The organism is Streptosporangium longisporum (genome assembly GCF_039534895.1).
In the GTDB taxonomy this organism is placed as follows: Bacteria; Actinomycetota; Actinomycetes; order Streptosporangiales; family Streptosporangiaceae; genus Streptosporangium; species Streptosporangium longisporum.
This window is the reverse complement of the sequence record NZ_BAAAWD010000007.1, coordinates 719,908-733,268: the sequence shown is the minus strand read 5'-3', so window position 1 is coordinate 733,268 and position 13,361 is coordinate 719,908. Positions and strand designations below refer to the sequence as shown.

At 71.9% G+C, this 13,361-nt stretch carries 13 protein-coding genes; 8 read left to right on the top strand and 5 right to left on the bottom strand.

The annotated features are described in order from the left end of the window. Positions 1-54: 54 nt before the first annotated feature. The gene (locus ABD832_RS16235; protein WP_344895273.1) at positions 55-3,315 is read left to right on the top strand and encodes a SpoIIE family protein phosphatase; all 3,261 of its coding nucleotides are present in this window, start codon (positions 55-57) and stop codon (positions 3,313-3,315) included. On the opposite strand, the gene ABD832_RS16230 is transcribed toward ABD832_RS16235, so the two are convergent. Beyond that, entirely contained in the window at positions 3,316-3,534 is a 219-nt protein-coding gene (locus tag ABD832_RS16230) for an EF-hand domain-containing protein (RefSeq protein WP_344895271.1), read from the bottom strand. 150 nt (positions 3,535-3,684) lie between these two features. Between ABD832_RS16230 and ABD832_RS16225 the strand changes: the two genes are divergently transcribed. The 3 genes from ABD832_RS16225 (at position 3,685) to ABD832_RS16215 (ending at position 6,165) form a co-directional block, all read left to right on the top strand. After that, positions 3,685-4,173 (top strand): GNAT family N-acetyltransferase, encoded by a 489-nt coding sequence (locus ABD832_RS16225; protein ID WP_344895268.1) that lies wholly within the window; start codon positions 3,685-3,687, stop codon positions 4,171-4,173. A 197-nt stretch (positions 4,174-4,370) separates the two neighbouring features. Beyond that, the gene (locus ABD832_RS16220) at positions 4,371-5,450 is read left to right on the top strand and encodes a lytic polysaccharide monooxygenase auxiliary activity family 9 protein (protein WP_344895265.1); all 1,080 of its coding nucleotides are present in this window, start codon (positions 4,371-4,373) and stop codon (positions 5,448-5,450) included. Positions 5,451-5,562: 112 nt separating this feature from the next. Beyond that, positions 5,563-6,165: a cellulose binding domain-containing protein gene (locus tag ABD832_RS16215; protein WP_344895262.1), complete on the top strand. Its 603-nt coding sequence runs from the start codon at positions 5,563-5,565 to the stop codon at positions 6,163-6,165. 168 nt (positions 6,166-6,333) lie between these two features. Here the strand turns inward: ABD832_RS16215 and ABD832_RS16210 are convergent, their stop codons facing one another. Next, positions 6,334-6,579, bottom strand: coding sequence for a type B 50S ribosomal protein L31 (locus ABD832_RS16210; protein WP_344895259.1), 246 nt, complete (start codon positions 6,577-6,579; stop codon positions 6,334-6,336). A 3-nt stretch (positions 6,580-6,582) separates the two neighbouring features. Beyond that, entirely contained in the window at positions 6,583-6,747 is a 165-nt protein-coding gene (gene rpmG, locus ABD832_RS16205; RefSeq protein WP_344895256.1) for a 50S ribosomal protein L33, read from the bottom strand. Positions 6,748-6,977: 230 nt separating this feature from the next. Here rpmG and ABD832_RS16200 point away from each other — a divergent pair, with 230 nt between their 5' ends. The 4 genes from ABD832_RS16200 (at position 6,978) to ABD832_RS16185 (ending at position 12,072) form a co-directional block, all read left to right on the top strand. Continuing rightward, a complete protein-coding gene (locus tag ABD832_RS16200; protein WP_344895253.1) occupies positions 6,978-7,934 on the top strand; it encodes a methionine ABC transporter ATP-binding protein in 957 nt (318 codons plus the stop codon). Positions 7,935-7,987: 53 nt separating this feature from the next. Next, positions 7,988-8,587, top strand: a complete 600-nt coding sequence (locus ABD832_RS16195; RefSeq protein ID WP_344895991.1) for a methionine ABC transporter permease — start codon at positions 7,988-7,990, stop codon at positions 8,585-8,587. A gap of 149 nt (positions 8,588-8,736) precedes the next feature. Next, positions 8,737-9,597, top strand: coding sequence for a MetQ/NlpA family ABC transporter substrate-binding protein (locus tag ABD832_RS16190; RefSeq protein ID WP_344895251.1), 861 nt, complete (start codon positions 8,737-8,739; stop codon positions 9,595-9,597). Positions 9,598-9,660: 63 nt separating this feature from the next. Continuing rightward, complete coding sequence (locus ABD832_RS16185; RefSeq protein WP_344895248.1) at positions 9,661-12,072, top strand: Tex family protein; 2,412 nt, start codon at positions 9,661-9,663, stop codon at positions 12,070-12,072. Between the two features lie 76 nt (positions 12,073-12,148). Here the strand turns inward: ABD832_RS16185 and ABD832_RS16180 are convergent, their stop codons facing one another. Together ABD832_RS16180 and ABD832_RS16175 are read right to left on the bottom strand one after the other, a co-directional pair. Further along, complete coding sequence (locus ABD832_RS16180) at positions 12,149-12,340, bottom strand: hypothetical protein (RefSeq protein ID WP_344895245.1); 192 nt, start codon at positions 12,338-12,340, stop codon at positions 12,149-12,151. A 55-nt stretch (positions 12,341-12,395) separates the two neighbouring features. Beyond that, positions 12,396-12,941 carry a GNAT family N-acetyltransferase gene (locus ABD832_RS16175; RefSeq protein WP_344895242.1) on the bottom strand — a complete coding sequence of 182 codons (546 nt, stop codon included), beginning with the start codon at positions 12,939-12,941 and terminating at the stop codon, positions 12,396-12,398. Between the last annotated feature and the right edge of the window lie 420 nt (positions 12,942-13,361).

The following is a 13,361-nucleotide window of genomic DNA, read 5'->3' as shown; positions in this document are numbered from 1 at the left end:
GAAAGCCGTCGCTCCACCAGGTATCGTCACAGTACCTGACGGTCAGGGAGTGAAATGCAGCAGGTGAGCCCCGCCGGCGGGGAGATGGGGCGGCGGATCGGGGCCCACGACTGGGCCGCCACACCGCTGGGCCCGATGGAGAGCTGGCCGGCGGCACTGAGAGCCGCCGTCGACATCGCGCTGTCCTCCCGCGCGCAGATCGTCATCTTCGCCGGTCCGGACTATGTCGCGCTCTACAACGATCCGTACATCCCCACCATCGGCGCGAAGCACCCGGCGGCGCTCGGCCGGCCCGCCGAGGAGAACTGGTCCGAGACCTGGGACGTCCTCGAACCCCTGCTCGACGACGTACGGGAGACCGGCGAGCCCTTCTGGGCCCAGGACCACCTGTTCCTGCTGGAGCGCCACGGTTTCCTGGAGGAGACCTACTTCGACGTCTCCTACGGCCCGATCCGGGTCGAGGACGGAACGGTCGGCGGGGTGATGTGCCTGGTCAGCGAGACGACCGGGCGGGTGCTCGGGGAGCGCAGGATGCGCACGATGAGCCGGGTGGGCGAGGCGGCCGCCGGCGGCACCCCCGAGGAGGTGGCGCGGGCCGCGCTGTCGGCCCTCGCCGAGGCGCGCGACGACGTCCCGTTCGCCCTCGCCTACCTCGCCGAGGACACCGGCTCCACCGGCCCCGATCCCACCGGTCCGGTCGATCCCAACGGTCCTGCGGGTCTTACAGCTCTCAGGGGCCTCGGCGGGGACGGGAGCGGCCCGGCCGGGAACGGTGCCGCGGGCGGGCTGCGGATCGTCGTACCGGACGGGACGGCCCCCGAGCGGATCGACGTCACCCTCGACGGCACCGCCGACGGTGACGGGGGGTTCACGCGGTCCTCGCGAGGCGTCATCGCCGTGCCCGGTGAGCGGTTCGGCGCGCGGGGACCCGCCGTCGCCCTGCCCCTCACCTCCGGCGACGAGACGCTGGGGCTGCTGGTGTGCGGGGTGAACCCCCGGCTGCAGGCGTACGACGACTTCTTCGAGACGATCGCGGCGAGCGTGTCGCGGGCGCTGGCCGCGGCGGCGACCCACGAGCGGGAGCGCGTCCAGGCGCGCAGGCTCGCCCGGCTCGACGCCGACAAGACCGCGTTCTTCGCCAACGTCAGCCATGAGCTGCGCACCCCGCTGACGTTGATCCTGGGACCGCTGGAGGAACTGCTGGAGGACCCCTCCGTCGCCCCGGAGCAGAACGCGGTGCTGCGGACCGCCCGCCGCAACGCGGTGCGGCTGCTCACCCTCCTGGACGACGTGCTGGACGTCACCAGCATCGACTCGGGCCGGACCCGCGCCTACCACCGGCCGACCGACCTGGTGGCGCAGACCGGCGAGCTGGTGAGCGTGTTCCGCTCGGCGACCGAGAGCGTCGGGCTCACCCTGGACGTCGAGTCCGAGCCGCTGCCCGAACCGGTCTTCCTCGACCGGCGGATGTGGGAGCGGATCATCTTCAACCTGCTCTCCAACGCGGTCAAGCACACCTTCGCCGGGGGGATCACGGTCGGCGTGCGCTCCGGCGGCGACCACGCGGTGGTCACGGTCTCCGACACCGGCATCGGCATCTCCGGCGAGGAGATCCCCCACCTTTTCGACCGTTTCCACCGGGTCCCCGGCTCCCCTGCGCGCAGCGACGAGGGCACCGGCATCGGCCTGGCCCTGGTCCACGAGCTGGTCACCCTGCACGGCGGGCGCATCGAGGCGAGCAGCGTCGTCGGCGAGGGGACGACCTTCACGATCAGGCTGCCGTACGGGTCCGCGCACCTTCCCCCGGCGCAGGTGGGCGAGGCGGCGAACCCGTACGAGTCCGGCTCCGACCACGTCTCGCACTGGCTGCCGCTGCCCGGCGAGTCCTCGGGGCGGCCGGCCGCGGACGGGGCCGCGCCGCCGGTGGAGCCGCGCGGGACCGAGCACATCCTGGTCGCCGACGACAACGAGGACCTGCGCCGCTACCTGGTGAGGCTGCTCAGCCCGCACTGGGAGGTGACGGCCGTGGCCGACGGGGCCGCCGCCCTGCGGGCCGCCCGGGAGCGGCTCCCCGACATGATCGTCGCGGACGTGATGATGCCCGGCATGGACGGCCTGGAGATGGTCCGCAGGCTCCGCGCCGACGCGGTCACCCGGAGCGTCCCGATCATGCTCCTGTCGGCCAGGGCCGGGCAGGAGGAGTCGCTGACCGGCCTGATCGCGGGTGCCGACGAGTACCTGGTGAAACCCTTCTCCGCGCGCGAGCTGCTCACCCGCGTGCGGGGTGTGCTGCGGCTGTCGGCCATCCGGTCCCGGCACAACCGCCGGCTGCGGGAGCTGACCGAGGCGGCGCTCGCGCTCAACGGCGCCTCCAGCGCGGCGGACGTGCTCAGGGTGGCCGAGAGGTACGGGGAGCTGCTGGCCGACACCTCCGGGGTGCGGGTGACGGTCACCGGTGACGCGCCCGGTGGCGACGGGACCGGGCCGGCCGGGACGGTGCGGATCGCGGTCTCCGGTGGTCCCCCCGAGGAGACGACGGACGACACCGTGCTGCGCCAGCTCGCCCAGCTCACCTCGGCCCGGCTGCGGGACCTGGAGCAGTTCGAGCAGGAGCACCGGATCGCGACCACGTTGCAGCTGGCCCTGCTCCCGGACGTCCCCGAGATCGGCGGCACCGTGATCGTCGGCCGGTACGTGCCCGGCAGCGACGAGGCCGGGGTCGGCGGGGACTGGTACGACGTCGTCAGGATCTCCGACGAGGAGGTGGTGCTGGTCATCGGCGACATCGTCGGCAAGGGGCTGCGGGCCGCGGCCTCGATGGGCCGGATGCGCAACGCGCTCAGGGCGTACGCGCTGGAGGATCCCGACCCCGGGCGTACCCTCGGCCGGCTCAACCGGATGACCGCCGGGCGGCACGACCGCATGCACGCCACCGTGCTGTGCGTGCGGCTCTCCCTGGCGGACGGGCGGCTGGAGTACGCCAGCGCGGGCCACCCGCCCGCCCTGCTCTGCACCGCGAGCGGGCAGGCGGACTTCCTCGGCGGGGCCCTCTCCCCGCTGATCGGCGCCATGCCCTCGACCGTCTTCTCGACCGGGACGGCGCGGCTGGGACACGGTGACCGGCTGCTCCTCTACACCGACGGCATCGTGGAGAACCGGTCGTGGAACATCTTGGAGGGCATGGACCGGTTGCGCGGGGAGATGGCGAAGGCCTCGCGGCTCGATCTCGGCGCCATGATGGAGTCGCTGCTCACCCTGGTCGAGGACGGGGAGAACCGCGACGACGTGGCCCTGCTCGGCTTCGCCCGCGCCTGATCAGCCGGCGGCGACCAGGCGGACGAACTCCTCGAACGAGAACCGGCCGTCGCCGTCGGAGTCGCCGTCGCGGTTCAGCGAGCCCAGGGCCTCGGGGGGCAGGGCCGGGAAGTGCTCGGCGAACTCCCGTTCGGTGATGAAACCGTCGCCGTCGGTGTCGATGGCGGTGAACGCCTGCCTCAGCTCCGCCAACCGCTCCCCGCTGGGCTCTGTCGACATGGTGACCCGCCTTTCTCAACGACCCGTGCTTCGATCAGCAGACAACCTACGGGAGGGGTGACCGGCACGACCACACGCCCCCTTACAAAGCCATTTATCAGCGGAAATCCCTTTTCGGGGACGCCGGTGGCCTCGCCCTAGACTTCGGGCATGATTCGCCCCGCAACGCCGGACGACGTCCCGGCGATCATCGACATGATCCGCGGACTCGCGGAGTACGAGAAGGCACTGGACGAGGTCGAGACCACCGCCGACCGGCTTCACGAGGCGCTCTTCGGCCCCTCGCCCAGCGTGTTCTGCCACATCGCCGCCGACGGCGAGCAGGTCGCGGGGTTCGCCCTCTGGTTCGTGTCCTACTCGACCTGGCTCGGCAGGCACGGGATCTACCTGGAGGACCTCTACGTCCACCCGGACCGGCGCGGGGGCGGCCACGGCAGGGACCTGCTGGCGGAACTCGCCCGCATCTGCGTGGAGCGCGGCTACGGCCGCTTCGAGTGGTCGGTGCTGGACTGGAACACCCCCAGCATCGCCTTCTACCGCTCGCTCGGCGCCGAACCGCTGGAGGAGTGGGACCGGTACCGCCTCACCGGCCCCGCGCTGGAGCGGCTCGCCGCCACCGCGGGGGAACGACGGGGGTGAATCTTTCATCCGGCGGGACCGCCTCGCGACCCTCCTGACCTCGCAGGACGACACGTCGTCACGGTGCGGGAGAGAGGGTGCGTTTACACCCCGGAAACAGCCACCTAGAGTCCGTCTCGCGTGAGCGCTCACCGCCGTCGATCAGCGACCCTTCATCCCTCGAAAGGGAGGGTAATCCTGTGAGTAAATGGCGAAGCATGGCTGTCGCCGGCGTGGCCACATTGATGACCGCGCTTCTCGCCGTCGTTCTCGTTCCCCAATCGGCATCGGCGCACGGCGCCATGATGGTGCCAGGCAGCCGGACCTTCTTCTGCTGGCAGGACGGCCTCTCCCCGCAGGGGAACATCGTGCCCATCAACCCGGCGTGCAAGGCCGCGGTGGCCCAGAGCGGGGACAACTCGCTCTACAACTGGTTCAGCCTGCTGCGCTCGGACGGCGCGGGTCGGACCCGGGGCTTCATCCCCGACGGCAAGGTGTGCAGCGGCGGCAACCCCGGCTACAGCGGGTTCGACCTGCCGAGCGCCGACTGGCCGGTCACGCACCTGACCGCGGGCTCGAACCTGCAGTTCAAGTACAACAAGTGGGCCGCCCACCCCGGCTGGTTCTACCTCTACATCACCAAGGACGGCTGGAACCCCAACCGGGCGCTGACCTGGGACGACCTGGAGAGTGAGCCCTTCCACACGGCGGACCACCCGCAGAGCGTCGGCTCGCCGGGCACCAACGACGCCAACTACTACTGGAACGCCACGCTCCCCTCGAACAAGACGGGCCGCCACATCATCTACTCGGTGTGGAAGCGTTCCGACTCCGCGGAGACGTTCTACAACTGCTCCGACGTGGTCTTCGACGGCGGCAGGGGCGAGGTGACCGGTGTCGGAAGGCCCGGCTCCACCCCCAGCCCGACGCCGACGGTCACCCCGACCCCGGAACCGACCCCGACGGTCACCCCGACCAGCACGCCGACGCCCGACCCGGGCGGCCCCTGCACCGCCACCTACAAGACCGTCAGCTCCTGGTCGGGTGGTTTCCAGGGTGAGGTGACCGTGAAGAACACCGGTTCGGCGGCCCTCAACGGCTGGACGGCCAGGTGGACGCTCGGCTCCGGCAGCAGCGTCAACAGCGTGTGGAACGGCACGCACACGACGTCGGGATCGACCGTCACGGTGAGGAACGTCGACTGGAACCGGACACTGGCCGGCGGCGGTTCGACGACCTTCGGGTTCACCGCGTCGGGCAGCAGCGGCACCCCGGCCGTGACCTGCACCAGTCCATAACGGGAGAGGGGTCCCGGCCGGTGTCGACGGACACCGGCCGGGACCTCGTTCACGACCGTCCCGCCCCGCCGTGGGCCCCCACCGCCACCGCGCCCCGCCCGAAGGAAGTCCCGTGCCGCCCACCATGAGGATCACGTCGCTGCTCGGTCTGCTCTCGCTCACGGCGGCGGCGATCCTGCCGGTGGCGGCCTGCGCCGGTCGTACGGCGGAGGGCGGGCACGCCGGCACGCACCCGCCCGCGGGGAGCGCCCAGAACACGGCCCCGCAGAACGCGGCCCTGGCCACCCCCTCCGGCGCCGTCCCGGCGCCCCCGCCCTCACCCTCCTCCGCGTCCTCCGCGGCTCCGTCGTCCCCGTCCTCGTCGCCCTCGTCGTCCTCGACGGGCGGCACCCCGCATCCCCAGATCACGTCCGCGGCCGAGTGCCGCGCGACGGTCACCCTGGTGGAGACCTGGCCGGGCGGCTACCGGGGGGCGGCGACGATCAAGAACAACGGCGACCTGCCGCTGGGCGGCTGGTACATCCAGTGGATGATGCCGCACGGGGTCACGATCACCCAGGCGTGGAAGGGGACGCACATGCAGAGCGGGCCGGTCGCGATGATCCACGCCCCGGCCGAGGACCCGCCCCTGCAGCCGGGCAAGAAGATCTCCGAGATCGGCTTCATCGGGACCGCCGCCACTCCCCCGGCCTTCACCGACATCACCTGCGGCTAGAACCGTCCCGGACCCCGGACCCCGGACCCCGGGCCCCCCGGACCCCACGGCCCGGCCGACGGCTCACGGCCCCGGACGGGCTCCTCGCGGCCCCGGGCCGGGAGGCGCGGAGTCCAGGCGACCCGCCCTGTCCGGCCCCGGACGACACCCTCTTCGGCAGGCCGGGGTTCAGCGCCCGCCGTAGCGCTGCCTGAAGCGCTCGACCCGGCCGGCCGTGTCGAGGACCCGGCCGCGGCCGGTGTAGAAGGGGTGGCTCGCCGAGGAGACGTCGACGTCGACCACCGGGTAGGTGTTCCCGTCCTCCCACTCGATCGTCCTGCCGGTCCGGACGGTGGAACGGGTCAGGAAGGCGTAGCCGGCGCTCGGGTCGCGGAAGACGACCGGGCGGTAGCCGGGGTGGATGCCCTTCTTCATGGTCTATCGGTCCTCTCGGAACGGGACGTGCTGGCGGACGATCGGGTCGTACTTGACGACGGTGAGCCGGTCGGGGTCGTTACGCCGGTTCTTGCGGGTCACGTAGGTGTAGCCGGTGCCCGCGGTGGACCTCAGCCTGACCACCGGGCGTGCCTCGTTGCGGGCCATCGCGGGCTCCTCTCGGGAAGACATCTCGCACGATGCGGGTGATAACGGTTTTCATCGGCCGGGCATTCCCGGCCCGTCCCCGCCATCGGAACCACCCCTGAAACCGTCCCCGGGCACCGCCCCGGAAGCCCCGGACCCACGGGGAAGCGGTCGTTCCCGAACGGCCGATCCGGCCTCCCCGGCCGGAGTATTGATTAGATTTGTACCGATATTTCAGGTATAACCTACCCGTGATACATGTTTCCGACCTTCGCAAGGTGTACGGCACCGGCGTGGTCGCGCTCGACGGGGTCGACCTCGACGTGCGCGAGGGCGAGATCTTCGGCGTCCTCGGGCAGAGCGGGGCCGGGAAGAGCACGCTGCTGCGCTGTGTCAACCTGCTGGAGCGGCCCACCGGAGGCACCGTCACCGTCGACGGGCAGGACCTGACCGTCCTCGGGGACGCCGAGCTTCGCGAGGCCCGGCAGCGGATCGGGATGATCCACCAGCACTTCGCGCTGCTGTCCTCCCGTACGGTCGCCGCGAACGTGGCGTTCCCGCTGGAGGTGGCCAAGGTGCCGCGCGCCGAGCGCCGGACACGGGTGGCCGAGCTGCTGGACCTGGTCGGGCTGTCGGACAAGGCGGGGGCGTACCCGGCCCAGCTCTCCGGCGGGCAGAAGCAGCGGGTCGGCATCGCCCGGGCGCTCGCGGGCCGGCCGAAGGTGCTGCTGTCGGACGAGGCGACCAGCGCCCTCGACCCGGGGACCACGCAGTCGATCCTGGCCCTGCTCCGGCGCCTCAACACCGAGCTGGGGCTGACGATCCTGCTGATCACGCACGAGATGCAGGTGATCAAGAGCGTGTGCGACTCGGCGGCCACGATGCGGGACGGGAAGGTGCTGGAGTCGGGGCTCGTCCACGACCTCATCGCCCGGCCCGGGTCCCTGCTGACGCGGGAGATCTTCCCGCTGCCCGAGCCCGCGCCACCGGGCAGCGTCACCCTGACCTTCGCCGCCGGGCAGGCCGGGGAGCCGGTGCTGTCCAGCCTGGTGCGGAAGTTCGACGTGGACGTCAACATTCTCGGCGGCTCGCTGGAGGAGCTGCGCGGCGTGTCCGTGGGCCGGCTGCGGGTCGGGCTCGACGGCAGGGAGACCGCCGCCGCGCTCGACCACCTGCGCGGTCGCGGCGTACTGGTGGAGGGACCGTGACGTTCGAGGAGCTGCTGCCGATCCTGGGGCAGGCCACCCTGGAGACCGGGCAGATGGTGTTCTGGTCGACGCTGCTGACGGCGGTGCTCGGCCTGCCGATCGGCGTGCTGCTGGTCACCACCGACCGCGGCGGCCTGACCCCGATGCCCGCGGTGAAGGCCGTGCTCGGGGCGGTCGTGAACGTGGGGCGTTCGCTGCCGTTCATCGTGCTGATGGTGGCGATCCTGCCGTTCACCCGGCTGATCACCGGCACCACGATCGGCACCGTGGCCGCCATCGTCCCGCTGACGCTCGGGGCCGTCCCGTTCTACGCCCGGCTGGTGGAGACCGCGCTGCGCGGTGTCGGCCGCGAGGTGGTGGAGGCCGCGCAGGCGATGGGGTCGCGGCGGGTCACCGTGGTCACCAAGGTCCTGCTGCCCGAGACCCTGCCGGAACTGGTCGCCGGGCTGACCGTCACCGTCGTCGCGCTGATCAGCTACTCCGCGATGGCGGGCGCGATCGGCGGCGGCGGCCTCGGCGATCTCGCCATCCGGTACGGCTACCAGCGGTTCGACACCGGCGTCATGGTCGTCACCGTCGTCCTGCTGATCGTTCTGGTCCAGCTCATCCAGATCCTCGGCGACGCCGTCGCCCGCAGGCTCTCACACAGATGACCCGCGGGGTCCCACACGGACGCCCGGGCTTTCACACAGACGACCCACGGGGGCCCCACACGGACGACCCGCGGGCTTTCACACAGACGACCCACGGGTTCCCACACGGACGACCCGCGGGCTTTCACAGAGACAAGGAGATCACGGGGATGCGCAGATTGATGGGGGCCACGGCCGCGGCCGTACTGGCACTGACCCTGGCCGCCTGCGGGGGTTCCACCGGGACCGGCGGCGGCACCGCGGCGACGTCGGGGGCGTCGGGGGCGCCGGCCGCCGCGGACGCGCCGCTGAAGGTCGGTGTGAGCCCGGTGCCGCACGCGGAGATCCTCAAGTACGTCAGCGACAACCTGGCCGCCAAGGCCGGGATCAAGGTGGAGATCGTCGAGTTCGCCGACTACGTGCAGCCGAACGTGCAGCTCCAGGAGGACCAGCTGGACGCGAACTACTTCCAGCACCGGCCGTACCTGGCGGACTTCCTGAAGTCCAAGGGCGGCGGGGAGCTGACCTTCGTCCAGGCCGTGCACCTGGAGCCGCTCGGGCTGTACTCCAAGAAGATCAAGGCCGTGACCGAGCTGGCCAATGACGCCACGGTCGCGGTGCCCAACGACGCGACCAACCTGGGCCGCTCGCTCAAGCTGCTCGAGGACAACGGCGTGATCACCCTCAAGGAGGGCGTCGGGACCGCCGCCACCGAGCGCGACGTCGCGAACAACCCCAAGAACCTCCAGTTCAAGCCCTTGGAGGCGGCCCAGCTCCCGCGCTCCCTCGAGGACGTGGACGCCGCGGTGATCAACGGCAACTACGCCCTGGAGGCCGATCTCAAGCCCGCCGGGGACTCGCTGGTGCTGGAGAAGGCCGACGGCAACCCGTACGCCAACGGGCTGGTCGTCCGTCCGGGCGACGAGAACGACCCCCGGGTGAAGAAGCTGGCCGAGCTCCTGGCCGGGCCCGAGGTGAAGAAGTTCATCGAGTCCACCTACCAGGGTTCGGTGATCTCCTCCACGAGCTGACATCCGGCCGTGCGGCGGGCGAGGCGGTAGCTTGGTCCCTGCCACCACGGAGGAAGAGAGATCGTGACCACGTCTATTCATCAGCGGATCGCCGAAGAGCTGGGTGTGCGCGAGCGCCAGGTGCGGGCGGCGGTGGACCTGCTCGACGGCGGGGCCACCGTGCCGTTCATCGCCCGGTACCGCAAGGAAGCCACCGAGATGCTCGACGACACGCAGCTGCGCACGCTGGAGGAACGGCTGCGCTACCTGCGGGAGCTGGAGGAGCGGCGTACCGCGATCCTGGAGTCCGTCGAGGGGCAGGGCAAGCTCGACGACACCCTGCGCGCGCAGATCATGGCGGCCGAGTCCAAGGCCCGGCTGGAGGACATCTACCTCCCGTACAAGCCCAAGCGGCGGACCAAGGCGCAGATCGCCCGGGAGGCCGGTCTCGAACCGCTCGCCGACGGACTGCTGGCGGACCCGTCGGTGGACCCGAAGGCCGCGGCGGAGGCGTTCGTCGGCGAGGGCGTGGCCGACGCCGCGGCCGCACTGGACGGCGCCCGCGCCATCCTGGTCGAGCGGTTCGGCGAGGACGCCGACCTGGTCGGCGAGCTGCGCGAGCGGATGTGGACGAAGGGACGCCTGGTCGCGGCGGTCCGCGAGGGCAAACAGGAGGAGGGCGCCAAGTTCTCCGACTACTTCGACTTCGCCGAGCCGTTCACCAAGCTGCCCTCGCACCGGATCCTGGCGATGTTCCGGGGGGAGAAGGAGGAGATCCTCACCCTCACCCTGGAGCCCGAGCCGGAGCCCACCGGCACCTACGAGGGCCGCATCGCGCACCGCTTCGGCATCGCCGACCGGGGACGGCCCGCCGACGCGTGGCTGGCCGACACGGTCCGCTGGGCCTGGCGCACCCGCATCCTCGTCCACCTCGGCATCGACCTGCGGATGCGCATGTGGCAGGCCGCCGAGGAGGAGGCGGTGCGGGTGTTCGCGGCCAACCTGCGCGACCTGCTGCTCGCCGCGCCCGCCGGGAGCCGCTCCACCATGGGCCTGGACCCCGGGCTGCGCACCGGCGTGAAGGTCGCGGTGGTCGACGCGACCGGCAAGGTGCTGGAGACCGCCACGATCTACCCCCACGAGCCGCGCCGCCAGTGGGACCAGTCGCTGGCCACCCTGGCCGCGCTGGCGAAGAAGCACGACGTGGAGCTCGTCTCGATCGGCAACGGCACCGCCTCGCGCGAGACCGACAAGCTCGCCGCCGAGCTGGTGAAGCTGGTCCCCGGCCTGACCAAGGTGATGGTGTCGGAGGCGGGCGCGTCGGTCTACTCCGCCTCGGCGTTCGCCTCGCAGGAACTGCCCGGCATGGACGTGTCGCTGCGCGGCGCCGTGTCGATCGCCCGGCGGCTGCAGGACCCGCTGGCCGAGCTGGTCAAGATCGACCCCAAGTCGATCGGCGTCGGCCAGTACCAGCACGACCTCGCCGAGACCAAGCTCTCCCGCTCGCTCGACGCGGTGGTCGAGGACTGTGTGAACGCCGTCGGCGTCGACGTCAACACCGCGTCCGCGCCGCTGCTGACCCGGGTGTCGGGCATCGGCTCGGGCCTGGCGGAGAACATCGTCGCCCACCGGGACGCCAACGGCCCGTTCCGCTCCCGCAGGGCGCTGAAGGACGTGGCCAGGCTCGGCCCGAAGGCCTTCGAGCAGTGCGCGGGCTTCCTGCGCATCCGCGGGGGTGACGACCCGCTCGACTCCTCCAGCGTGCACCCGGAGGCGTACCCGGTGGTCCGGCGCATCCTGAAGCGCACCGGCGGCGACGTCTCGACGCTGATCGGCAACGGCACGGTGCTGCGGACGCTGAGCCCGCAGGAGTTCGTGGACGACACCTTCGGCCTGCCGACCGTCACCGACATCCTCTCCGAGCTGGAGAAGCCGGGCCGCGACCCGCGCCCGGCCTTCAAGACCGCGACGTTCAAGGAGGGCGTGGAGAAGCTCTCCGACCTCACCCCCGGCATGCTGCTGGAGGGCGTGGTCACCAACGTGGCCGCCTTCGGCGCGTTCGTCGACGTCGGCGTGCACCAGGACGGCCTGGTCCACGTGTCGGCGCTCTCGTACGACTTCGTCAAGGACCCGCGCGAGGTGGTCAAGCCCGGTGACATCGTCCGGGTGAAGGTGCTCGACGTCGACATCCCACGCAAGCGCATCTCGCTCACCCTGCGCCTGGAGGACGACGTCAAGCCCGCGGGCCCGCGCGGCCGGCGTGACCAGCAGGGCGGCGGTGACCAGCAGGGCCGCGACGGGCGCGGCGACGGCGGGCAGCGCCAGGGCGGTGGCGGCAGGCAGGGACGCGGGGGCCAGGAACGCGGAGATCAGGGACGCGGAGGCGGCGACCGGCAGCGGCAGGACCGCGGGGGGCAGCCGCGCAACGCGCCGGGCGGCGCCATGGCCGACGCCCTGCGCCGGGCCGGGCTCGACGGCTCGGGCAAACGCCCCTGACCGCACCCCGGCCCGTGGGGCGCCACGCACCCCCGAGCGGGTCCGGACGCCGCAGGCCCCGCCCGCGAGGGCGGGGTCAGCGGCGGCGCCGGAGCAGGACGGAGACGACGAGGACGACACCGGCGGCGAACGCCGCCAGCCCGATCCACGTCCACTCGCGGGCGCCGCTCATGAAACTGCCGCCCACGTAGCCGAGACCCTGGAGCGCCCACAGGCCGCCCACCAGGACGAGCAGGACGCCGAGGCCGATCGGGAGCCAGGTCTTCAACGGGACACCTCCGGTACGCGGACCCGGGATCCGGCCCGGGACGACGACAACGCTCTCACAGATCCCCTCCGGCGCGCGGGCCGGTGAACTCGGCGGCCAGCAGGCCGAACAGCGCCTCGTCGACGAAGGCCCCGGCCACCCAGGCGTTGCCGCGGAGCGTGCCCTCGCGCCGGAAGCCCGCCCTCTCCGCGGCGGCGATCATCGCGGTGTTGGTGACGAGCGTCTCCAGGCCGAGCCGGTGCAGGCCGCGGATGCGGAAGGCGTAGTCGCACAGCAGCCTCAGCGCGTCGGGGGCGTACCCGTGGCCGCGCGCCTCGGGGAGCAGCGACATGCCCAGGTGCCCGTTGCGGTTGAGGGTGTCGACGCCCCAGACGACGCCGATGCCGGCCAACTCCCCGGACACGGCCTGGACGGCGAACTCGACGTTGGCCGGGTCGGGCTCCCGCTTCTCGTACCGGGCGATCGCCTGCTCGGCCGTCTGGGGGAGCCAGGGCGTCGGAGTTGCGCCGACCACCGTCTCCACGTCCTCGTGCAGCCGGTGCAGCGGGACCAGGTCCTCCTTGGTGACGGCCCTGATCAGGACCTTCTCTCCACGAAGCATGAGCGCACCCTCGATGTCGGACGCGTGCGGCCCCGTCGCCGCCCTGCCGCCGGGTGGCACGCGGAAACCGCCACCTACCGGACATCACACCATACGGAAGATCGGGAGGGGCGCCGGGCGACGCCGACGGCACGGCTCCCTGACGACCGTCCCTGACAGGAACGTCCCGGGGCGTGCCCCTCCCCCAGGTCAGGACCGGCACCGCCGCGCAGCTCACACACCCCCCGCCCGCGTCCCGGCCCGATGACGCCGCTTTTTTTACTGCTTGTATTGACCCGAGAACGAAGGCTGACCTATGGTTCCGGCAAGCGAGACCTTGCCTCGAAGGGACCCCCCATGACTCGCTCCCCCTCGAACCGGACGCCGGTGGGCGCCCCGGCCTGACCCCACCCCGCCCGGGCGGCGCGCGGACCGCGCACC

Bases quoted from the DNA above. Each gene is read 5' to 3' on its own strand.
- ABD832_RS16190 (WP_344895251.1), top strand. From the start codon at position 8,737: ATGCGCAGATTGATGGGGGCCACGGCCGCGGCCGTACTGGCACTGACC.
- ABD832_RS16220 (WP_344895265.1), top strand. From the start codon at position 4,371: ATGGCTGTCGCCGGCGTGGCCACATTGATGACCGCGCTTCTCGCCGTC.
- ABD832_RS16235 (WP_344895273.1), top strand. From the start codon at position 55: ATGCAGCAGGTGAGCCCCGCCGGCGGGGAGATGGGGCGGCGGATCGGG.
- ABD832_RS16230 (WP_344895271.1), bottom strand. From the start codon at position 3,534: ATGTCGACAGAGCCCAGCGGGGAGCGGTTGGCGGAGCTGAGGCAGGCG.
- ABD832_RS16210 (WP_344895259.1), bottom strand. From the start codon at position 6,579: ATGAAGAAGGGCATCCACCCCGGCTACCGCCCGGTCGTCTTCCGCGAC.
- rpmG (WP_344895256.1), bottom strand. From the start codon at position 6,747: ATGGCCCGCAACGAGGCACGCCCGGTGGTCAGGCTGAGGTCCACCGCG.
- ABD832_RS16195 (WP_344895991.1), top strand. From the start codon at position 7,988: ATGGTGTTCTGGTCGACGCTGCTGACGGCGGTGCTCGGCCTGCCGATC.
- ABD832_RS16175 (WP_344895242.1), bottom strand. From the start codon at position 12,941: ATGCTTCGTGGAGAGAAGGTCCTGATCAGGGCCGTCACCAAGGAGGAC.
- ABD832_RS16225 (WP_344895268.1), top strand. From the start codon at position 3,685: ATGATTCGCCCCGCAACGCCGGACGACGTCCCGGCGATCATCGACATG.